We start from the raw sequence: 22,501 nt of genomic DNA on the forward strand, positions 1-22,501 counted from the left end.
GACCACGCGCGGACCCCGGCGCGGTCCCCGCGTGATCGAACGTGATCAGCGGGTCGGCGGCGGGGCGCGGTCCGGCGCGGGACACCGGTGTCTCCCGGTGTCCCGCGCCCGACCTGCCGTGACCGGTCAGTCCTCGGTGGTGGCCGTGACCGACGAGGACGGCTGCTGTTCCGCGGCCGCGGTCTTCTTCGACGCCGCCTTCTTCGCGGTCGTCTTCTTGGCGGCGGCCGTCTTGGCGGCGGTCTTGGTGGCCGTCGCCTTCTTGGCCGTCGTCTTCTTGGCGGCGGTCTTCTTGGCCGTCGCCGTCTTCTTGGTCGCGGCCTTCTTCGCCGTGGCCTTCTTGGCCGCCTTGCGGGCGGTCTTCTTGGCCGGTGCGGCCTCCGCCTCGCCGTCGGCGGTCTCCGTGCTCGCGGCGGCGGGCTCCTCGGTGGGCGCCTGCTCGCCGGCGGGCACCTGCTCCTCGGCGGGGGCGGACGGGACCACCACGACGGCCGTGTCCTCCGACGCGGTGGAGGTGCTCGGCTTGCGCACCGCGCGACGGCGCGGGCGGGCCGGGGCCTCGGGCTGCGCCGGGGCGGGCGCCTCGGCGGGAGCCTCCTCGGCCGCCGGGGCCTCCTCCGTCCTCGCGGGCTCCGCGACCGTGACCACCGCGGCCTCCGCTCCCGCCGGGGAACCGGCCGGCGCGGACACCTTGCGGGTGGCCCGGCGACGCGTGCGGGCCTTGGGCGCGGCCTCCTCGGGCACCACGGCGTCCTCGACGGCCGCGGGCTCGGCGAGCGCGTCGGCTGCCGACTCCGGCTGCACCGGACGCGCGGCCTCCTCGGCGGCCGTCACGTCCTGGGCCGTCGGCACGGGCTCCCCGGCCGCGACGGGCTCCCCGGTCCGCTCGTCGGCGGCCTTCGGCGCCTGCGGTACCTCGGCGGTCCGGGCGGCCCGGTCGGTCTCCCGCTTCGGGGCTCCCGCGGGGGCGGACGCCCGCCGGCTCGCCCGGCGGCGCGTGCGGCCACGGGTGGCCGCGGCCTCCGCCTCGGCGGCGCTGCTGTACAGCTCCTCGTCCGGCGTGAACTCGGGGGCGGGGAGCGCGGCCGGCTCGGCGGCCCCGGCGGCGACCTCGGCCACCGACTCGGCCTCGGCCTCGGCTTCCTGCTCCGCCGTCCCGGCGATCTCGTGCTCGTGCGGTGCTTCCGCCGCGCCGGCCCGTGCGCGCTTCCTGCGCTTGCCGCCGCCGCCGGCGGCGGCCGGCTGGTCCAGGTGCACGAGGACACCGCGGCCGTTGCAGTGGACGCAGGTCTCCGAGAACGACTCCAGCAGGCCCTGGCCGACCCGCTTGCGGGTCATCTGCACCAGGCCCAGCGAGGTGACCTCGGCGACTTGGTGCTTCGTACGGTCGCGGCCCAGGCACTCCAGAAGGCGCCGCAGCACCAGGTCGCGGTTGGACTCCAGGACCATGTCGATGAAGTCGATGACGATGATGCCGCCGAGGTCGCGAAGCCGCAGCTGGCGCACGATCTCCTCGGCCGCCTCCAGGTTGTTCCTGGTGACCGTCTCCTCGAGGTTGCCGCCCTGACCGGTGAACTTGCCGGTGTTGACGTCGACGACGACCATCGCCTCGGTCCGGTCGATCACCAGCGAACCGCCGCTGGGCAGCCAGACCTTGCGGTCGAGTGCCTTGGCGAGCTGCTCGTCGATCCGGTACGTGGCGAAGACGTCGACCTCGCTGGTCCAGCGGGACAGCCGCCCGGCCAGGTCCGGCGCCACGTGCGACACGTACCCGTGGATGGTCTCCCACGCGTCGTCGCCGCTGACGACGACCTTGGAGAAGTCCTCGTTGAAGATGTCCCGCACGACCCGGACGGTCATGTCCGGCTCGCCGTACAGCAGCGTCGGGGCGTTGCCGCCGTTCTTGGACTTCTTCTTGATCTCCTCCCACTGCGCCTGGAGCCGCTCGACGTCGCGGCGCAGCTCGTCCTCGCTCGCGCCCTCGGCGGCGGTGCGCACGATGACGCCCGCGTCCTCGGGGACGATCTTCTTGAGGATGGTCTTCAGCCGGGACCGCTCGGTGTCGGGCAGCTTGCGGCTGATGCCGGTCATCGAGCCCTCGGGGACGTACACGAGGTAGCGGCCCGGGAGGGAGACCTGGCTGGTGAGGCGGGCGCCCTTGTGGCCGATCGGGTCCTTGGTCACCTGGACCAGGACCGACTGGCCGGACTTGAGCGCGGACTCGATGCGGCGCGGGCCGTGGCCCATGCCCAGCGCCTCGAAGTTGACCTCGCCGGCGTAGAGCACCGCGTTGCGGCCCTTGCCGATGTCGATGAAGGCGGCCTCCATCGACGGCAGCACGTTCTGCACCTTGCCGAGGTAGACGTTGCCGACGTACGAGGTGGCCTGCTCCTTGTTGACGTAGTGCTCGACGAGCACCCCGTCCTCCAGGACGCCGATCTGCGTGCGGTCGCCGTACTGGCGGACCACCATGACGCGCTCGACGGCCTCGCGGCGGGCCAGGAACTCGGCCTCGGTGATGATCGGCACGCGGCGGCGGCCCTGCTCGCGGCCCTCGCGGCGGCGCTGCTTCTTGGCCTCCAGACGGGTGGAGCCCTTGATGGACTGCACCTCGTCGGACGGCTCGCTCGCCTTGCGCGGCTCGCGCACCTTGACGACGGTCCGCTCGGGGTCGTCGGTGGTGGCGTCCGACTCGCCACCACTGTCACCGGCCCGGCGACGGCGGCGGCGACGGCGGCGGCTGCTGCTGGAACCGCCGGAGTCGTCGCGGTCCTCGCGGTCCTCGCGGTCCTCGGCGTCCTCCTCGGTCTGCTCGGCGGTGTCCTCGGCGTCCTGGGCGGCCTGTTCCGAGGCGATGCGCTCGGTGTCGGCGTCCTCGTCCCCGGGCTCGCCGCCCTCGACGTCGGAGTCGGCGGACTCACCGCGCCGGCGGCGGCGCCCGCCGCGGCGACGGCGGCGGCGCGCACCGGAGGACTCGCTGTCGTCCTGGTCGTCGGTGTCGGCGTGGTCGTCGGCCGGCTCGTCGGCCTCGTCCGCCTCGTCCTCGGCGTGGGTCGCGGCAGCGGCCTCGGCGGCCGGTGCGGCGGCCTCGGCCTCGTCGCCCGCGCCCCGGCGCCGGCGACGGCGGCGGGAGGCGGCGGGCTGCTCCTCGGCGAACTCCTCGGTCTCCTCCTCCGGCCCGTCGGGCGCGACGACCTCGGCCGCGGCCTCGGCGGCGGCCCGCTCGGGGGTCTGGAAGCGGGGTTCGGTGAACACCGGCGGCTGGAACACGGCGACGGCCGGGCGCGCGGGGCGGCGGGGCGAGCCCTCCGCCTCGTCGGAGCCGGCGGAGTCGGCGCCGCGGGCGGTGCGCGCGGGCTCGGCGAACCCGGCGGCGGCCTTGCGGACCGCGCGCCGGCGGCGGCGCGGGGCGGCGTCGTCGGCGGGGGCCTCGTCGGCCTGCGGGGTCCGCTCGGTGGGGGCGGGAGCCTGTTCCGGCTTCTCGTCCTCGGTCACCGGGGCCTCCTCGGCGGTCGGGGCGGCCTGTGCGGGCTCGTCCGCGTCGCCCTCCGCCGTCCCGGCGGTCACGGGGGCGCCGGCGGGCGCGGAGGCGCGGCGCGCGGCACGACGCCGGGTGCGGCGCGGGGCGGCGTCCTCGTCGGTGCCGTCGGTGCCGTCGGTTCCGGCCGGCTGGGCCTGCTCCGCCGGGGTCTGCGCCTGCTCGGCGCCGTCAGCGGTCACGTCCGCCTCGGCGGTCGCCGCCGGCGCGGCAGCGGTGCGCGTCGCACGGCGACGGGTCCGGCGCGGGGCGGCGTCTTCGGCGGCCTCGGCGGGCGCGGGGGCCTCCGCCGCTCCGGCGGTGGCGGTGGCCTCGGTGGCTTCCGGCGTCCCGGGGGCGTCCGGCGTCCCGGTGGCCTCGGGGCCGGCCGGCGGCGTGGTCACCGTGCGGGTGGCCCGGCGGCGGGTGCGCCGGGGGGCGGCGTCCTCCGGGGATTCCGCGGCGGCCACGGCCTCGGGGGCCGCGGTGGCCCGCTCCGCGGCGGGCGTCACCGGCACGACGGTCTCCGCGGCCTCGGCCGCGGCGGGTGCCCCGGCGGGCGCGGCGGCGCGGCGCACCGCACGGCGGCGCCGGGGGGCGGCGGCCTCCGGCTTCTCCTCGGTCGCGGTGCTGCCCGGCGTGTCCGCGAGCCCTGCGGGCCCGGGCGTGTCGGCGGACTCCGCGGCCGGTGCGGCCGTCGTGACGGTCTCGGCCGCCGTGGTGCCGGCCGTGGCGGCGGGCGGACCCGCCGGGCGGGACGCGGCACGCCGCCGCCTGGGCGGCAAGGTGTCGCTGGGGGTGTTCGGTTCGGAGCCCTCGGTGGGCTCGTTCGGTTCGAGCATGCGGGCGTTTCTCCCGTCAGGCTCCCGGGCGCCGCACCTGGTCCGGCGATGCCGGTGACGTCCGCGGCTCGCGCGGTGCGCGGTTGCCGCCGTCCGGGGCGCGGGCGCCGCTCGGGAGCTCTCTGTGTCCTGTCTCGCCGGTTCCGTACGCCGAATGCGTACGGCCTGGCGAAAGTCTTCTGGTCGGTGCGCTGCCCGACCCAGGTGGCTCCCGAGTTCGAGGGCGGCGCTTGTACGACGTCCGTCCCTGCGCGGGACCTTCCCTACGCGGGCGCCGTCGCGGCGGCAGTGGCGCCGGCCGGATGCGGCTCGGTCGCTGCTGCCTCGCGGTCGGGCGCGAGCGGGTCGGTCACCGTGCCGGTCTCTTCATCGAACAGCCCCTGCGCCAGCCTGGTCACCGCTGCGGGGACCGGCGGCGCCAGGTCGGCCACGGCGCGGAGACCGGACAGGACGTCGTCGGGTCGTACGGCAGGCGTCACGTGCCGAACAACCAGCCGCAGTATCGCACAGGGCTGGTCGGTCGGCCTATCGGGCTGCGACGAGTGCGCATCGGCGCTCTCCAGGGCCACGACCGCGGAGCGGGCGTCGAAGGTGCGGATGCCGTTCTTGGTCCGGCGCTGGACCTCGACGGTCCCGGCCGCCTCGAAGACGTCCACCGCCCGGCGGGCGTCCTCGGGGCTCACACCGTCCAGCCGCAGCTCCCACACGGAGGCCGTGAGCCGGTCGGCGAGGCCGGACGTGCGTGCCTCGACCGCTTCGACGATGTCGAGTCCGGCGGGCATCGACTCGTCGAGGAGGCCGCGCAGCCGCTCGGGGTCGCGCGGCTCGGTGAGCGCGATCTCCAGGTACTCGGCCTCGCTGCCCGTGCCGGTGGGTGCGGCATTGGCGTACGACACCTTCGGGTGCGGCGTGAACCCCGCCGAGTACGCCATGGGCACCTCGGCGCGGCGCAGCGCGCGCTCGAAGGCGCGCTGGAAGTCACGGTGACTGGTGAACCGGAGGCGGCCGCGCTTGGTGTAGCGCAGTCGGATGCGCTGCACCGCGGGTGCGGGCGGCGGGCCTTCGGGCTGTCGCTTGCCCAGTGGATCTTCTCCTCGTTGCACGGAGACGCGGGGCGCGCCTCCCTATCCAGCGTACGGCCGTACGACTACCCCGGTGTCCCGGTCCGGGAACGGGGGTCGTGGTCCTCTTCAGAGTACGTCCGAGCCGGGACGCCGGTTCCCGGCGGCCCGGGCTCCGTACCCGGCCCCCGCTGCCGGGAGCCGGGGCCGGGTCACCGGCCGGTGGGCCGGTGACCCGGCCTGCCCGGCTGCCCGGGGGGCCCTGCGGTGCGGCGTGGACCGCAGGGCCGGCCGGTGCGGCGTGGACCGCAAGATCCATACCGGGGCAGACGCCGGAGCGGCCCGCGCGGATGCCCCATGGAGCCACGGATGCCTCTCATCCGCCGAACGCCAGTCGAAGAAAAGGAAAGGAAGAGACTCGTACAAAACAATTGTCGGCACGGCCGTTCACTCATTCGCCGCGCATCCAAGTGACACGGGGGCCGTTAGTCGCTGTATGAAGGCAAGCAGGTCAGGGCCGCTCCAACTCCACGTCGCAGAACTGCTGTTGACTGCTCCCGCCGGCCCGATGAATCAATTCTGAGATGAATGAAGAACGTTACGACCCTCTCTGGTACGGCACCGACATCCCGGACCAGTACAACGAGGCGGGCACCGGACGGCACCGGGCCGGAGCCGTCCACGCGGAGTCCGTGGAGCCGGCCGTCCCTCCCTGGAACCCGGCGGCGGACCCCGCCGTCCCGCCCTGGGACCCGGCGATGGACCCCGCCGTCCCGCCCTGGGACCCGGCCGAGGAACTCGCCTACCTGCTCCAGGAGGCCCGCGGCGAGGAGTACGGCAGAACCGTGCCGCCTCCGCGCGAGGCCCCCCCGGTCACCGCGCCCCCCTCGGGCAGCCCCCTGGGCAACCTCCACGAGATCACGGCCGAACTGCCGCCCCTGCGCCCGCCGGTCCCGCGCGGCCACCGCAAGCCCCCGCGCAAACGCCCCGACGCACTGCGCGTCGCCAGCTACGTCATCGCCGCCATGGCAGCGGTCACCGTGTCGATGGTGAGCGTCTTCAGCGGCGTGGTCACCTACGAACCCCTGCTCCTGGTCACCACCGCGCACAGCAGCGGCGACTCCTCCGCCTGGTGGCCCATCCTGGTCTACGGCCCCTGGCTGGCGGGCTCCCTCTCCATCCTCCGCGCGGCACTCCACCAGCGGCGCGCCCTGCACTCCTGGTTCGTCGTCCTGCTCTTCTCCTCCGTCGCGGTCCTGCTCTGCGTGGCCGAGGCCCCCCGCACCCTCACCGACACGGCGGCTGCGGCCCTCCCGGGCGTGGCCGCCCTGGCCTGCTTCCAGCAACTGGTCCGCCAGATCACCCTCACCCGCCCGCCCCGCCGGACGGCCACCCCCCGCCACCGCGTCCGCCCGTACGGCCGAGAGGTCCCGTAACCCGGCTCCCCCGAGCGCAAGGAGAGCGGCCCCCGCCAGGCGCGGAGGGCCGCTCCCGGGCGCGTGCGGCCCGCTCGTACGGCCCCGCGCGCCGGCGGCTCCGCACGGCGCCGCGGCCGGTCCGTCCGCCGCTCGCCGCACCGGACCGGCGCAGTGATCCCCGTCACCCGCGAGGGCCCGGTCCCCTTGTCCCGCACGGCCCGCACCGCGCCGCGCCCGTCCCCCTGACCTCGGCGTACAACCTTCCCCGGGTCACGTGTGTCTCTCCTGTGCCGCCCGTGCGGGCGGCGGGCGTCCCCCTCCGCTCCTCCTCCTTACCGCAGAAGGACCTCGCGAGCTGACATGCGCACACCACGACACTTCTGGAAGACGTCCGCCGTCGTAGCGGCCGGTCTCTCCGGAGCCCTCGTCCTGCAGGCCGTCACGGGCCAGGACAGCCCCGGCTCCGCCGCCGGCGGCACACCCGGGCCCGTCAGCAGCAAGGCGGAGACCACCGCACTGCAGGTCTCCGGGGACGGCACCACCGCCTCCCTCGGCAAGCGGGACACCGCGCCCTTCAGCATGCTCGGTGTGACCTGGTCCGACCCCGCCGCCCGCGTCGGCGGCACGGTCGAGGTCCGCACCCGGGCCGCCGGCACCGGGAACTGGTCGCGATGGCTCACCCTGGACGGCGACAGCGGCCAGGGGGAGAACGGCGCCGCGCGCGGCGGCACCGAACCGGCCTGGGTGGGCCCCTCCGACGGCGTCGAGGCGCGCGTCGACGGAAAGGACGCGGCCCCCCTGCCCCAGGGCCTGCGCCTGGACATGGTCGACCCCGGCAGCGGCGAGGTCACCGCGCTGGAGCCCGCCGCCTACACGGTCGACGAGACCGGCACACCCGAACCCACCCCCACCGAACCGGCCCCCGCCACCCCGACCGACCCGGGCACCGGCACCGAACCCCAGCCGGACGTCACCGTCACCGGGACGCCCGCCTCCGGGACACCGGCCACGCCCACCCCCGCCGAGCCCACGGAACCCGAGCCCCCGGTGACCGAACCGTCGGACTCCGCCCCCTCCCCGCCCGCCGCCTCCCCCAGCCCCTCGGTGAGCGTCCCCGCCGCACCGCCGTCCACCGCACCCCGCCCGCCGGTCACCTCCCGCGCCACCTGGGGCGCCGACGAGTCGATCAGCCCGGAGGAACCGAGCTACCTGCCCGGCGAGAAGATCAAGGCGGTCGTGGTGCACCACACCGCCGAATCCAACGACTACACCTGCGCACAGGGCCCGGCCGTGGTGCGCGGCATCTACGCCTACCACGTGAAGCAGCTCGGCTGGAAAGACCTGGGCTACAACTTCCTGGTCGACAAGTGCGGCACGGTCTACGAAGGCCGCAAGGGCGGCGTCGACCGGCCCGTGATGGGCGCCCACGCCTACGGCTTCAACAGCGAGACCACCGGCATCTCCGTCCTGGGCACCTACACCTCCACCGCGCCCTCCACGGCCGCCATGACCTCCGTCGCCCGCATCGCCGCGTGGAAGCTCGGCCAGTACGGCGTCTCCCCCACCGGCACCGCCACCCTCACCGCGGGCGACAGCGGCCGCAGCTACACCGGCAGGACCTGGGCCAAGGGCGACCGGCTCACCCTGCCGGCGATCCACGGCCACCGGGACGGCTACAACACCCAGTGCCCCGGTGACGCCTTCTACAACAAGCTCGCCACCGTCCGCACCTGGGCGGGCGGGCCGGTCTCCGGACTCACCCTGAAGTCCGTCACCGGCGGCGGAACCTCCGGCACGACCACCTACACCAAGGCCGGCATCACCGTGAACTGGTCGGCCACCACCCCGGCCGCCCTCGTCGCGAAGTACGAACTCCTGGTCGACGGCAAGGCCGTGACCACCACCGCCGGCACCGCCACCTCCGCCAAGGCCACCCTGACCGCCGGCACCCACAAGGTCGCCGTCCGCGCCGTCCACCAGTCCGGCACCACGACCACCACGGCCGCCGCGACCGTCGTCGCCGAAACCACCGCCCCCACCTTCACCACCAAGCCGAACCTGTCCCTGCGCACCGGCACCGTCAACACCGCCGCCGTCCCGCTCACCCTGAAGTGGAAGGCCACCGACGGCGCCGCGCTGAAGGAGGTCCGGCTCACCGCCCCGACCGCCAAGACCTACGGGCCGACGGTCACCGGCGCGAACCACACCGCCAGGTCCGGCGCCGCCACCACCTGGTCCCTGACCGCCCGCGACCAGGCGGGCAACACCGCCGGCGCCTCCGTCGCCGGCACCCCGGTGATCCTCCAGGAGAGCTCCGCCACCAGGTCCGGCACCTGGACGACCAAGTCCTCCACCAGCTACCTCGGCGGCAAGTCGTACAGCAGCTCCGCCAAGAACGCCTCACTGAGCTGGACCTTCACCGGCCGGTCCGTCGCCTGGATCGTCTCCCGCGCCGCCACCTCCGGCCAGGCCCACATCTACGTGGACGGCACGAAGGCCGCCACCGTGGACCTGAAGTCGGCCACCACCAAGTACCGCGACGCGATCTGGACGAAGACCTGGAGCAGCAGCGCCAGGCACACGATCAAGATCGTCGTGGTCGGCACCAGCGGCCGCCCGGCCGTCACCACCGACGGCATCGTCCACCTGAAGTAGCACCCGGCAGCACTGAGCCCCCTCCGGACCGGAGGGGGCTCAGTGGTCGCCGGAGGCGCTTGCGGCCGGCTCAGTGCACGTGCCCGCTCGGCGCCGGCGCGCCGTTCTTGACCGTCAGCGGCAGCAGCTTCTTGCCCGTCGGGCCGATCTGGATGCTGGTGTCCATCTGAGGACACACCCCGCAGTCGAAGCACGGGGTCCAGCGGCAGTCCTCGACCTCCGTCTCGTCGAGGGCGTCCTGCCAGTCCTCCCAGAGCCAGTCCTTGTCGAGACCGGAGTCGAGGTGGTCCCAGGGGAGGACCTCCTCGTAGGTGCGCTCGCGGGTCGTGTACCAGTCGACGTCGACGCCGAAGGACGGCAGGGTCTTCTCCGCGCAGGTCATCCAGCGGTCGTAGGAGAAGTGCTCGCGCCAACCGTCGAAGCGGCCGCCGTCCTCGTAGACCGCGCGGATGACCGCGCCGATGCGGCGGTCGCCGCGGGAGAGCAGGCCCTCGACGATGCCGGGCTTGCCGTCGTGGTAGCGGAAGCCGATGGAGCGGCCGTACTTCTTGTCCCCGCGGATCTTGTCGCGAAGCTTGCCGAGGCGCTCGTCGGTCTCCTCGGCGGAGAGCTGCGGGGCCCACTGGAACGGCGTGTGCGGCTTGGGGACGAAGCCGCCGATGGAGACCGTGCAGCGGATGTCGTTGGAGCCGGAGACCTCGCGGCCCTTGGCGATCACGCGGGTGGCCATGTCGGCGATCTGCAGGACGTCGTCGTCGGTCTCGGTGGGCAGACCGCACATGAAGTACAGCTTCACCTGGCGCCAGCCGTTGCCGTAGGCGGTGGCGACGGTCCGGATGAGGTCGTCCTCGGAGACCATCTTGTTGATGACCTTGCGGATGCGCTCAGAGCCGCCCTCGGGGGCGAAGGTGAGGCCCGAACGGCGGCCGTTGCGGGTCAGTTCGTTGGCCAGGTCGATGTTGAAGGCGTCGACGCGGGTGGAGGGCAGGGAGAGGCCGATCTTGTCCTCTTCGTAGCGGTCCGCGAGGCCCTTGGCGACGTCGCCGATCTCCGAGTGGTCGGCGCTCGACAGGGACAGCAGGCCGACCTCCTCGAAGCCCGTGGCCTTGAGGCCCTTGTCGACCATCTCGCCGATGCCGGTGATCGAGCGCTCGCGCACCGGGCGGGTGATCATGCCGGCCTGGCAGAAGCGGCAGCCGCGGGTGCAGCCGCGGAAGATCTCCACGGACATGCGCTCGTGGACCGTCTCGGCGAGCGGCACGAGGGGCTGCTTGGGGTAGGGCCACTCGTCGAGGTCCATGACGGTGTGCTTGGAGACGCGCCAGGGCACGCCCGACCGGTTCGGTACGACGCGGGCGATCCGGCCGTCGGGCAGGTACTCGACGTCGTAGAAGCCGGGGACGTACACCCCGCCGGTCCTGGCGAGGCGGAAGAGGAGTTCCTCGCGGCCGCCGGGGCGGCCCTCCTCCTTCCAGGCGCGGATGATGCGGGTGACCTCCAGGACGGCCTGCTCGCCGTCGCCGATGACCGCGCAGTCGATGAAGTCGGCGATCGGCTCGGGGTTGAAGGCCGCGTGGCCGCCCGCCATGACGATCGGGTCGTCCAGCGTCCGGTCCTTGGCCTCCAGGGGGATGCCGGCCAGGTCCAGGGCGGTGAGCATGTTGGTGTAGCCGAGCTCGGTGGAGAAGCTCAGGCCGAACACGTCGAAGTTCTTCACCGGGCGGTGGCTGTCGACGGTGAACTGCGGGACGCGGTGCTCCCGCATCAGCGCCTCGAGGTCCGGCCAGACGCTGTAGGTGCGCTCGGCGAGGACGCCGTCCTGTTCGTTGAGGACCTCGTAGAGGATCATGACGCCCTGGTTGGGCAGTCCGACCTCGTAGGCGTCCGGGTACATGAGCGCCCAGCGGACGTCGCAGCTGTCCCACGGCTTGACCGTGGAGTTGAGCTCTCCGCCGACGTACTGGATCGGCTTCTGCACATGCGGGAGCAGAGCTTCGAGCTGCGGGAACACAGACTCGGCGACTTCGGCAGGCATCTCGCGAACCTTTGTGTGCTGAGTGGGGTGACCATTCAGCGTAACGCGGCCGGAGGGGTACTCCCTACGCCGTCCAGGGCCGGTGGTCCCCGGTGATCGCGTCCCAGGCGTCGGGGAGGGCGTTCTCGGCGAGTTCGGCGCGGCGTTCCTCGCGGGCGTGGAGGACGCCGTAGGTGAAGGCGTTCTCCCCCGCGGCGTGGGCGACGGCGGCGAGTTCCCGCAGGGTCCGGCGGGCCATGACGCTGTCCTGGTGGTCGCCGAGCAGGCCCTGGAGCGACTTCATGGAGGCGACGAGCCGCTTGGCCGGTTTGCCGAGTGCGGGGGTGGCGGCCTCGGCGGCGTAGCGGGTGCGCTTGGCCTTCTTGCGGGCCTCGTGGAGGGCGACGTCGCGGTCGGTGCCGGGGGGCAGGTCGAGGGCGCGGGTGACGAGGCCGGTGAGTTTGTCGAGGTCCTTGCGCACGGCCTTGGTGAGGACCTTCTCCGGCGCGGCCCCGGCCTTCTTGCGCAGGGGCGGGTCGCCGACCAGGGCGTCCAGGGTGTCGAGGAGGGTGAGGTAGCGGCGGGAGTCGAGGATGCCGGTGAGGCGTCCGTGGGCTCCGGCGTGGCGGGCCTCGGCCCAGTGGGTGAGGCGGCCGGCGACGGGGCCGTGCACGAGGTCGGGGGGCAGGTCGGCGAGGCCGGCGTCGAGGCGTGCGGCGAGGACTTCCTGGTCGCGGTCGAGGCCGAGCTCGCCGGCCAGCCACTTCAGGTCGGTGGCGACGGGGTCGGTCGTCTCCCGGTCAAGGACGGTGCGGAAGGTGCGGAAGGTGCTGCGCAGGCGGCGGGTGGCGACGCGCATGCTGTGCACGGCGTCGGGGAGGTCCTGGCGTACGGCGGGGTCGAGCTCGACGAGGGCGTCGCGCTGGGCGCGGACGTAGGCGAGGACGTGGTCGCCGGCGGTGACGGGTTCGCCGACCGCGCGGGAGCGCCGTTTCCGCTTCGGGGCCGCTTCGGGTGCGGTGGCGGGGGTGGGGTCCGTCGCCGGGGTGGCGGTGCAGGGGGGTGCCGTCTCGGCCAGGGCGCGGGCCAGTTTGGAGGACGACCGGGCGGGGCGGGCGCCGGCCTTGCGGAGGCGTTTGTCGACCTTGTCGAGGAAGGCGGGGTCGCCGTCGTCGGCGAGTTCGACCTCGATCTCGGTCCACCGGGCGGTGCCGCCGTCGCCGGTGAGGCGTTCGGCGTGGACGGTGTCGATGCTGACCTCGGCGAGGAGCCGGCCGTCGGTGTCGAGGAGGTGGCGTACGTCGCGGTCGGAGCGCAGGCGGACGACGGGCAGCAGGGGGTGGTGGCGGACGCGGGAGCGGACGAGGGCGGCGAGTTCGGCCGGGAGGGTGTCGGAGAGCGGGGCGCGGATCTCGTCGCGCACGCCGGGGGCGACGGGGAACTTGAGGTGCCAGCCGGCGTCGGAGCCGCCGGTGCGGCGGCGCAGGGTGATGGCGGACGCGGCGAGGCGTTCGTCGGCGGTGTCGTGGTAGGTCGCGTCGAGGTGGGTGACGCCCCGGTCGTGGACGGAGGCGACACCGGGGACGCGGGTCAGGTCGGGCAACCCGTCGGTGTCGGACTCGTACTTGCGCTCGATCTCTCGCTTGGTGTCCGCCATGGATCGAATCTAGTCGCCGCGGGAGCGGAGCGGCAGTGGGCCGCTCCGCACCGGTGACGTGCGGGCCTGCGCGAGGGCCGCGCTCGCGCGGGCCCCGGAGGGGGTGCCGGGGGTCAGGCGGACATCGGCCGTTGCAGTTTGATCGACTGGAGCAGGCCGACCGCCAGCCAGGTGGCGAACATGGAGGAGCCGCCGTAGGAGACGAACGGCAGGGGCAGGCCGGTGACCGGCATGATGCCGAGGGTCATGCCGATGTTCTCGAACGCCTGGAAGCCGAACCAGGCGACGATGCCGGCGGCGACGACGGTGCCGTACAGGTCGGTGGTGTCGCGGGCGATGCGGCAGGCGCGCCAGAGGATGATGCCGAGCAGGGCGATGATGAGGGCGCCGCCGACGAAGCCGAGTTCCTCGCCGGCGACGGTGAAGACGAAGTCGGTCTGCTGCTCGGGGACGAACTGGCCTGTGGTCTGGGAGCCCTCGAACAGGCCGGAGCCGGTCAGTCCGCCGGAGCCGATGGCGATGCGGGCCTGGTTGGTGTTGTAGCCGACGCCGGCGGGGTCGAGTTCGGGGTTGGCGAAGGCGGCGAAGCGGTTGATCTGGTACTCGTCGAGGACGCCGATCTGCCAGACGGTGACCGCGCCGATCGCCCCGGCGCTCATCAGGCCGAAGATCCAGCGGTTGGAGGCGCCGGAGGCGAGCAGCACGCCGAGCACGATGACGACCATGACCATGACCGACCCGAGGTCGGGCATGAGCATCACGATCAGCATGGGGACGACGGCCAGGCCGAGGGCCTGCAGGACGGTGCGGTGGTCGGGGTAGGGCTTGTCGCCGGCGTCGACCCTGGCGGCGAGCAGCATCGCCATGCCCAGGATGATCGTGATCTTCACGAACTCGGAGGGCTGGAGGGAGAAGCCGCCGGGGAGCTTGATCCAGGAGTGGGCGCCGTTGATCGTGGAGCCCAGGGGGGTGAGCACCAGGAGGATCAGGAAGACCGAGGCGCCGTACAGCAGGGGCACGGCGGTGCGCAGGGCGCGGTGGCCGAGCCAGATGGCGCCGATCATCAGGGCGATCCCGATGCCGGTGTTGAGCCAGTGCCGGACCAGGAAGTAGTAGGGGTCGCCCTGGTTGAGTTCGGTGCGGTTGCGGGTGGCCGAGTAGACCAGGAGGGAGCCGAGCAGGGACAGGACGAGTGCCGAGAGCAGTATCGGCCAGTCCATGCGGCGGGCGAGGGAGTCGCGGGCGAAGACCCGGGTCCAGCCCGCTCGTTCGGGGCCGTATCCGGAGACCTGGAAGCTGTTGACGCCGCCGGTCATGACGTCGTCCTCCGTGTTCCGGTCCGGGTGCGCCGGTGGTGGGTGTTGCAGCGGGCGCGGCCGCCGCCGGGGCGTGGTCCGCCGCCCCGGCGTCGCTCCCGCCGGCGGGTGTCGCGGTTGGTGTTCTCCGGTGAGGGCGTCGTGCCGGTCTGCTGGGGGTCGGCGGGGCCGTCCTGGGGGGTGGTGGCGCCGGGCGAGGGGGTGGCCCGGTCCTTGGCGGGGTCCTTGGAGATCTTCGGGGCCTTGATGGTGCCGTCGGTGCGGACCGCGGGGAGGGTCTTCTGCGGTGTGGGCAGGAGCGCCTTCTTCTTGTCGATCTCGCCCTCCGGGGAGACGCCGTAGAGGGCGTTGTAGATGTTGCGCACGGCGGGGCCCGAGGCGCCGGAGCCGGTACCACCCTGGGAGATCGTCATGACGATCGAGTAGTCCTTGGTGTACGTGGCGAACCAGGAGGTGGTCTGCTTGCCGTGGACCTCGGCGGTACCGGTCTTGGCGTGCATCGGGATCTCGTCCTGCGGCCAGCCCCCGAATCGCCACGCGGCCGTACCGCGGGTGGCGACTCCCTCGAGGGCTTCGTCTATCTGGGCGAGCGTCTTCTTGGTCATCGGCAGCTTGCCGTGGGCCTTGGGCTGGATCTCCTCGACCGCCTTGCCGTCGGGGCTGATGACGGCCTTGCCGACGGTGGGGTGGTAGAGGGTGCCGCCGTTGGCGAGGGCCCCGTAGATGGCGGCCATCTGGATGGGGGTGACGAGGGTGTCGCCCTGGCCGATGGAGTAGTTGACGGAGTCACCCGCGCGCAGCCGGTTGCCCTCGAGGCAGTTCTCGTAGGCGATCTTCTCGGCGTAGCTGCCGTCCTTCTTGCCGTACTTGCACCAGGAGTCCTTGTTGGCCGTCCAGTAGTCCTTCTTCCACTGGCGGTCCGGGACGCGGCCGGTGACCTCGTTGGGCAGGTCGATGCCGGTCTCCTCGCCGAGGCCGAACTGGTGGGAGGTCTTGTAGAACCAGTCCTTGGCGTTCTTCTTCGGCTTGTTGCCGCCGTCGCGCTTCCACTCCTCGTGGGAGAGGCGGTAGAAGACGGTGTCGCAGGAGACCTCCAGGGCGCGGCCGAGGCTGATGCCGCCGAAGCTCTGGGACTCGAAGTTCTTGAAGACCTGGCCGCCGATGGAGTACGAGCTGGAGCACTCGTAGGGGCCTTCGAAGGAGTACCCGGCGTTGATGGCGGCGGCCGTCGGGATGACCTTGAAGATGGAGCCGGGTGCCGACTGGCCCTGGATGGCGCGGTTGAGCAGCGGGTAGTTGGAGTCCTTGCCGGTGAGGGCCGCGTAGTCCTTGGCGGAGATGCCGCCGACCCAGGCGTTGGGGTCGTAGGTGGGGTTGGAGGCCATGGCGACGACGCGGCCGGTCTTGGCCTCCATGACGACGACGGCGCCGGAGTCGGCCTCGTAGGTGCGGTTGGTGTTGCGGTCGTGCTGCTTGCGGGCTTCCTTCATCGCCTCGTTGAGTTCGTACTCGGCGATGCGCTGGACGCGGGAGTCGATGCTGGTGACGAGGTTGGCGCCGGGCTGGGCGGGGTCGGCCTCGGCCTGGCCGAGGACGCGGCCGAGCTTGTCGACCTCGTAGCGGGTGACGCCGGCCTTGCCGCGCAGCTGCTTGTCGTACTGGCGCTCGAGGCCGGAGCGGCCGACCATGTCGGAGCGCAGGTAGGGCGAGCTGGTGTCCTGCGCCTTCTGGATCTCCTCGTCGGTGACGGGCGAGAGGTAGCCGAGGACCTGGGCGGTGTTGGCCTTGCCGGGGCTGGTGTAGCGGCGCAGGGCCTGCGGTTCGGCGGTGATGCCGGGGAAGTCCTCGGCGCGTTCGCGGATCTGCAGGGCCTGCTTGGGGGTGGCCTCGTCGGTGATGGGGATGGGCTGGTACGGCGAGCCGTTCCAGCAGGGCTGGGGGGTCTCGGCGTTGCACAGCCGGACCTTCTGCTCGACCTCTTCGGGCTTCATGCCGAGGACGGCGGCGAGTTTGCTGAGGACCTCCTTGCCGTCGTCCTTCATCTTCATGAGGTCGGTGCGGGAGGCGGAGACGACGAGCCGGGTCTCGTTGTCCGCGAGGGCCACTCCGCGCGCGTCCAGAATGGAGCCGCGGACGGCGGGCTGGACGACCTGCTGGACGTGGTTGCCGGAGGCTTCCTTGGCGTACTGGTCGCCCTCGCGGATCTGGAGGTACCACAGGCGCCCGCCGAGGGTGCCGAGGAGGGAGATGACGAGGACCTGGATGACGACGAGCCGGATCTGGACCCGCGGGTTGCGGCCGGTCTCGGGGATGTTGGTCACGCGGTTTCCTCCTCTCTCAGAGCGTGTGGGCGTGGGGACGGCGTACGAGGGATGAACGGCCGGTACGCCGGTCGGCGTTCCGCCGTCGTTCACTCGTCGGAGTGATGTTTCGGAAGAAGTTCCGGGCGGTCACAGGCGCTTGACCCCCTTGATGCGTCCGGCGCGGGCCGTCCGGGCCCGGGCCGCCTTGGTCTTCAGTCCGCCGCGCTGGCCGCCGATGCGCAGTCCGGTGCCGCCGGAGAGCCAGCCGGAGGAGATGTCGCCGGACGCCGTGGAGCCGGTCTCGGCGAGCGGATCGTTCTCGGCGCGCCGGGCCAGGGCCATGACGCCGGGCACGACGAACGGCGCGAGCAGCAGGTCGTACAGGGCGGCGGTGAACAGCAGGGAGCCGAGGCCGACGTGGCGGGCGGCGGTGTCGCCGACGAGGGCGCCGACCCCGGCGTAGAGCAGGGTGGAGCCGACGGCGGCGGCGACCACCACGACCATGGGACCGGTGGCCGACCTGACCTGCCCGCTCTCGGGCTTGACGAGTCCGGCGAGGTAGCCGATGACGCACAGCACGAGGGCGTAGCGGCCGGCGGCGTGGTCGGCGGGCGGGGCGAGGTCGGCGAGGAGTCCGGCGCCGAAGCCGACGAGGGCGCCGCCGACGTGGCCGTAGACCAGGGCGAGGCCGAGGACGGTGAGCAGCAGCAGGTCGGGGACCGCGCCCGGGAGGTGGAGGCGGGCGAGGACACTCACCTGGATCACCAGGGCGACGACGATCAGGGAGCTGGAGAGCAGGATCCGGTTGACGCGCATGGGGTGACAGCTCCTACTGCTCTTGCTGGTTCAGGCCGTCGGCAGGGGCGGAGGGGGTGACGGTCACCGTCACGGTCGGGGTGGGGGTCGGCTCGGGCTTCTTGGGCAGCACCGTGTCGCGCGGGTCCTTCTTCGGGGCCTGGACGACGACGCCGACCACGTCGAGCTTGCTGAAGCTGACGTACGGCGTGACGTAGAGGGTGCGGGTGAGGTCGCCGCCGGAGGGGTCGACGCGGGAGACGACGCCGACGGGCACGCCGGGCACGAACGGCTTGTCGGCCTGCGAGCCGAAGGTGACCAGGCGGTCGCCCTTCTTGATCTCGGCCTTGCCGTTGAGCAGTTCGACGCGCAGCGGGCGGTCCCCCTGGCCGGAGGCGAAGCCCAGTTCGTCGGAGCCCTCCATGCGGGTGCCGACGGTGAAGTCGGGGTCGCTGGCCAGCAGCACGGTGGCGGTGTTCGGGCCGACGGTGGTGACCCGGCCGACGAGCCCGTCACCGTTGAGGACGGTCATGTCGCGCTGGATGCCGTCGTTGGCCCCCGCGTCGATGGTGATGGTCCAGGAGAAGCCCTGGGCCGCTCCTATGGCGATGACCTGGGCGCCCTTGATGCCGTACTGGCCCTTGCCGGAGACGCTCAGCAGCTTGTCGAGCTGGGCGAGGCGGCTGCGGCTGCGGTCGTCGCTGCCGAGTTCGGCCTTGAGCGCCGCGTTCTCCCGCTCCAGCCGGGCGAGCCGGTCGTGCCGGTCGCCGGACTCGCGGACGGCGGTGACCGCGTTGCCGATCGGGTCGACCGCGCTGGACACGCCGTTCTCGATCGGGCCGAAGACGGTCGCCGCGGCCTGCCGGGCACCGTCGACCGGAGAATCCTCCCCACCGCGGATGTCCACCGTGATCAGTGCGAACGCGATGGCGATCAGCAGCACCAGGAGCAGCCGGCTCTCTCGTGTGTCCCTCACGTGCGGCGGCCGTGCCTTCCTCGTCGAGAACGGGTGTGCGGTGTCGTGTTGTTCAGGTGTCTGACGGTGTGTTCGGTACTTTTCGAGGCGTTGTGGGCGATCCCGTGCCTCTATACCAGCGATCCGCCGTACGAGAGGTGAACGTCCCGTACGGCGGAATCGAGGCGTCGTGTCATCTGCGGGGCTGGGCGTCCAGCACCTGCTGGAGCGCCTCGAACTCCTCGACGCACTTGCCGGAGCCGAGCGCCACGCTGTCCAGCGGGTCCTCGGCGATGTGGATGGGCATGCCCGTCTCCCGGCGCAGCCGCTCGTCGAGGCCGCGCAGCAGAGCGCCGCCGCCGGTCAGGACGATGCCCCGGTCCATGATGTCGCCGGACAGCTCCGGCGGGCACTTGTCCAGGGTGGTCTTGACCGCGTCGACGATGGCGTTGACGGGCTCCTCGATCGCCTTGCGCACCTCGGCCGCGGAGATGACGACGGTCTTGGGCAGTCCGGAGACCAGGTCCCGGCCGCGGATCTCGGTGTGCTCGTCGGTGTCGAGGTCGTACGCCGAACCGATCGTGATCTTGATCTGCTCGGCCGAGCGCTCACCCAGCAGGAGGGAGTACTCCTTCTTGATGTGCTGGATGATCGCGTTGTCCAGTTCGTCGCCCGCGACGCGGATGGACTGGGCGGTGACGATGCCGCCGAGGGAGATGACCGCGACCTCCGTGGTGCCGCCGCCGATGTCCACCACCATGTTGCCGGTGGCCTCGTGGACCGGCAGCCCGGAGCCGATGGCGGCCGCCATGGGCTCCTCGATGATGTGCACCTGGCGGGCGCCGGCCTGGGACGACGCCTCGATGACGGCGCGGCGCTCGACGCCGGTGATGCCCGAGGGCACACAGACGACGACCCGCGGACGGGCCAGATACCGCCGCTTGTGGATCTTCAGGATGAAGTAGCGGAGCATCCGCTCGGTGATCTCGAAGTCGGCGATGACGCCGTCCTTCAGCGGACGCACGGCGACGATGTTGCCCGGCGTGCGCCCGATCATCTTCTTCGCTTCGGCACCGACCGCGAGGATGCCACCGGTGTTGGTGTTGATCGCGACGACGGACGGCTCGTTGAGTACGATCCCGCGACCCCTGACGTACACCAGCGTGTTGGCGGTCCCGAGGTCGACAGCCATGTCACGGCCGATGAACGACATTGAGTTCCCCATCAGGATTCGACTGGCCTTCCCGCGAGCTTTTGAGGGCTTTTCAGGTCGGCGAGGTGGGTGCGGTGACGTGAAGGCTTCCATCGTAGACGCGCCTTCGCGAACACCGCGCGAGGGTCTTCGCCATTGTCATCAGATGGCGGGTCGCCCTGCTTGTGGAGACGGGCCATCGGGGGCATCCGTTCCCCCGAACGCCGCGCATATGCCAGAAATGGTCCGGGGGCAAAGCCCCCAGACCATCCGACAAACCACAAACGTGCTGGCCACGGCCGCGACGTGATCGTTATGCGGAAAATCCGCTACGGCCGTTCGGGCGACGTCACGCGCGGCCCGGGAAGAAGATCTTCACCTCGCGTTCGGCGGACTCCTCGGAGTCGGACGCGTGGATCAGGTTCTCGCGGACGATCACACCGAAGTCGCCGCGGATCGAACCGGGCTCGGCGGCGATCGGGTCCGTGGGGCCCGCCAGCTTGCGCACGCCCTCGATCACCCGCTCACCCTCGACGATCAGGGCGACGACCGGGCCGGAGGCCATGAACTCCATCAGCGGCTCGTAGAACGGCTTGCCCTTGTGCTCGCCGTAGTGCTGCTCCAGCGTGTCGTGGTCCAGGGAGCGCAGCTCCAGCGCGGTGATCTGCCAGCCGGCCTTGCGCTCGATACGGCTGATGATCTCGCCGGTCAGGCCACGACGGACGGCGTCGGGCTTGAGCAGGACGAGGGTGCGCTGGGTCACGACGGAGCTCCTTGTGCGTGAAGTGGTGCGGGGTCACGAGATTACCGGGCGTGTCGCGGCCGCTGTCACGCAGCGTCAGGCTGCTCCGCCTGCGCGGCGAAACGGGCCTTCGCTTCGTCCACCTTTCGCCCGAAGTGCACCGATGCCCACCACAGCAGCGCGAAGACCGCGCCCATGAAGAACATCATCGGGACGAACACACCGGAGGCGATCAGCGCGAGCTGCAGCGCCCAGCCGAGGCCCACCCCGCCGGGCCGGGTGATCACCCCGCACAGGGCCACGCACAGGAACATCGCGATGCCGCAGACCGTCCACACCGTGCCGGTGGACAGGTCCGCGTCCTTCATCGCGACCAGTCCGGCGAAGCCGATGATGAAGAACTCGCCGATCAGCGTCGAAGCGCAGAGCGTACGCACGGGAACTCAGCCCCTCCCCAGGAGCAGTCGGGCCTCGCCGACGGTGATGACGGAACCGGTGACGAGCACACCGCCGCCCGCGAACTCGCCCTCCTCCTCGGCCAGCGTGATCGCGGCCTCCAGGGCGTCGGGCAGCCGCGGTTCGACCTGGACGCGGTCCTCGCCGAACACCTCGACGGCGACCGCGGCGAGCTCGTCGGCGTCCATCGCGCGGTGGCTGGAGTTCTGCGTGACGACGACCTCGGCGAAGACCGGCTCGAACGCCTCCAGCAGCCCGCGCACGTTCTTGTCGCCGCTCGCGCCCACCACGCCGATGAGCCGGCTGAACTGGAACGCCTCGCCGACCGCCTCGGCCGCCGCCCGCGCGCCCGCCGGGTTGTGCGCGGCGTCCAGCACGACGGTCGGCGACCGCCGTACGACTTCGAGCCGGCCCGGGGAGGCGACGGCGGCGAACGCCTTGCGCACCGTGTCGATGTCGAGCGGCTGGGCGTGCTGGGAGCCGACGCCGAAGAACGCCTCCACGGCGGCGAGCGCCACGGCCGCGTTGTGCGCCTGGTGCGCGCCGTGCAGCGGGAGGTACACCTCGGGGTACTCACCGCCGAGTCCGCGCAGGGTCACCAGCTGGCCGCCGACGGCGACCTGCCGGGCGACGACCCCGAACTCCAGGCCCTCCCTGGCCACCGTGGCGTCCACCTCGACGGCCTTCCTCAGCAGCACCTGCGCGGCGTCCACCGGCTGCTGCGCCATGATCACCGTCGCGTCGCGCTTGACGATGCCGGCCTTCTCGGTGGCGATCTCCGCGGGCGTGTTGCCGAGCCGGTCGGTGTGGTCGAGGTCGATGGGCGTCACCACGGCGACGCTCCCGTCGATCACGTTCGTCGCATCCCAGCTGCCGCCCATGCCGACCTCGACGACCGCCACGTCCACCGGCGCGTCGGCGAAGGCCGCGTACGCCATGCCGGTGAGCACCTCGAAGAAGGACAGCCGGTACTCCTGCCGGGAGTCGACCATCTCGACGTACGGCTCGATGTCCCGGTACGTCTCGACGAACCGCTCGGCGGCGACCGGGGCCCCGTCGAGGCTGATCCGCTCGGTGATCGACTGGACGTGCGGGGAGGTGTAGCGGCCGGTGCGCAGTTCGAAGGCGCCGAGCAGGGCCTCGATCATGCGGGCGGTGGAGGTTTTGCCGTTGGTGCCGGTGATGTGGATCGACGGGTACGAGCGCTGCGGCTCGCCCAGGACGTCCATCAGGGCGGCGATCCGGCTGACCGAGGGCTCCAGCTTGGTCTCGCCCCAGCGGGTGGCGAGCTCCGCCTCCACCTCGCGCAGCGCCTTGTCGACCTCGGGGTCCTCGGGACGCGCGGGCACGTCCGCCTGGGGCGGCCCGCCCTGGGTGCGCAGGGTGCGGCTGCCGGCCTCGATCACCGCGAGGTCGGGGTCGCGGTCGGTCTCGGCGGCGACGATCTCCTCGAAGGAGTCGCTGTCGTTCGGGGGGAGCTCACTCACGAACCCCAGTCTACGTACCTCCCCCCACCACCCCCGGCCCCGTCCCGCCCGCCGCGAGCAGCACCGCCGCCCGCCGCGAGCAGCACCGCCG

General features: G+C 72.5%; 14 protein-coding genes. 2 read left to right on the top strand and 12 right to left on the bottom strand.

The window, feature by feature from the left end; genetic code table 11:
* Positions 1 to 126: 126 nt before the first annotated feature.
* The gene (locus IE118_RS03920; protein WP_189555804.1) at positions 127 to 4,359 is read right to left on the bottom strand and encodes an Rne/Rng family ribonuclease; all 4,233 of its coding nucleotides are present in this window, start codon (positions 4,357 to 4,359) and stop codon (positions 127 to 129) included.
* 263 nt (positions 4,360 to 4,622) lie between these two features.
* Positions 4,623 to 5,399 (bottom strand): TIGR03936 family radical SAM-associated protein, encoded by a 777-nt coding sequence (locus tag IE118_RS03925; protein WP_189555805.1) that lies wholly within the window; start codon positions 5,397 to 5,399, stop codon positions 4,623 to 4,625.
* A 605-nt stretch (positions 5,400 to 6,004) separates the two neighbouring features.
* On the opposite strand from IE118_RS03925, the gene IE118_RS03930 reads away from it, so the two are divergent.
* Both IE118_RS03930 and IE118_RS03935 read left to right on the top strand, forming a co-directional pair.
* Entirely contained in the window at positions 6,005 to 6,856 is an 852-nt protein-coding gene (locus tag IE118_RS03930; protein WP_189555806.1) for a hypothetical protein, read from the top strand.
* 342 nt (positions 6,857 to 7,198) lie between these two features.
* A complete protein-coding gene (locus IE118_RS03935; RefSeq protein ID WP_189555807.1) occupies positions 7,199 to 9,493 on the top strand; it encodes a peptidoglycan recognition protein family protein in 2,295 nt (764 codons plus the stop codon).
* Between the two features lie 70 nt (positions 9,494 to 9,563).
* Here IE118_RS03935 and IE118_RS03940 read toward each other — a convergent pair whose 3' ends face one another.
* From IE118_RS03940 to folC, 10 genes are all read right to left on the bottom strand, one after another.
* Positions 9,564 to 11,528, bottom strand: a complete 1,965-nt coding sequence (locus tag IE118_RS03940; protein ID WP_189555808.1) for a TIGR03960 family B12-binding radical SAM protein — start codon at positions 11,526 to 11,528, stop codon at positions 9,564 to 9,566.
* Between the two features lie 64 nt (positions 11,529 to 11,592).
* Positions 11,593 to 13,164 (bottom strand): CYTH and CHAD domain-containing protein, encoded by a 1,572-nt coding sequence (locus IE118_RS03945; RefSeq protein WP_189555809.1) that lies wholly within the window; start codon positions 13,162 to 13,164, stop codon positions 11,593 to 11,595.
* Positions 13,165 to 13,277: 113 nt separating this feature from the next.
* Positions 13,278 to 14,480, bottom strand: a complete 1,203-nt coding sequence (rodA, locus tag IE118_RS03950; protein ID WP_189555810.1) for a rod shape-determining protein RodA — start codon at positions 14,478 to 14,480, stop codon at positions 13,278 to 13,280.
* Positions 14,477 to 16,801, bottom strand: a complete 2,325-nt coding sequence (gene mrdA / locus IE118_RS03955) for a penicillin-binding protein 2 (protein ID WP_189555811.1) — start codon at positions 16,799 to 16,801, stop codon at positions 14,477 to 14,479. The genes rodA and mrdA overlap by 4 nt, the downstream gene beginning before the upstream one ends.
* A 129-nt stretch (positions 16,802 to 16,930) precedes the next feature.
* Positions 16,931 to 17,599, bottom strand: coding sequence for a rod shape-determining protein MreD (gene mreD / locus IE118_RS03960; RefSeq protein ID WP_189555812.1), 669 nt, complete (start codon positions 17,597 to 17,599; stop codon positions 16,931 to 16,933).
* A 13-nt stretch (positions 17,600 to 17,612) separates the two neighbouring features.
* A complete protein-coding gene (mreC, locus tag IE118_RS03965) occupies positions 17,613 to 18,554 on the bottom strand; it encodes a rod shape-determining protein MreC (RefSeq protein WP_189555813.1) in 942 nt (313 codons plus the stop codon).
* Between the two features lie 172 nt (positions 18,555 to 18,726).
* Positions 18,727 to 19,746 carry a rod shape-determining protein gene (locus IE118_RS03970; protein ID WP_024887540.1) on the bottom strand — a complete coding sequence of 340 codons (1,020 nt, stop codon included), beginning with the start codon at positions 19,744 to 19,746 and terminating at the stop codon, positions 18,727 to 18,729.
* A gap of 328 nt (positions 19,747 to 20,074) precedes the next feature.
* On the bottom strand, positions 20,075 to 20,488 hold the full coding sequence (ndk, locus tag IE118_RS03975; protein WP_189555814.1) for a nucleoside-diphosphate kinase: 414 nt from the start codon (positions 20,486 to 20,488) through the stop codon (positions 20,075 to 20,077).
* 65 nt (positions 20,489 to 20,553) lie between these two features.
* Complete coding sequence (locus tag IE118_RS03980; protein ID WP_189555815.1) at positions 20,554 to 20,904, bottom strand: DUF4233 domain-containing protein; 351 nt, start codon at positions 20,902 to 20,904, stop codon at positions 20,554 to 20,556.
* A gap of 6 nt (positions 20,905 to 20,910) precedes the next feature.
* Positions 20,911 to 22,410: a bifunctional tetrahydrofolate synthase/dihydrofolate synthase gene (gene folC, locus IE118_RS03985; protein ID WP_229846649.1), complete on the bottom strand. Its 1,500-nt coding sequence runs from the start codon at positions 22,408 to 22,410 to the stop codon at positions 20,911 to 20,913.
* Between the last annotated feature and the right edge of the window lie 91 nt (positions 22,411 to 22,501).

The organism is Streptomyces pilosus (assembly GCF_014649835.1).
In the GTDB taxonomy this organism is placed as follows: domain Bacteria; phylum Actinomycetota; class Actinomycetes; order Streptomycetales; family Streptomycetaceae; genus Streptomyces; species Streptomyces pilosus.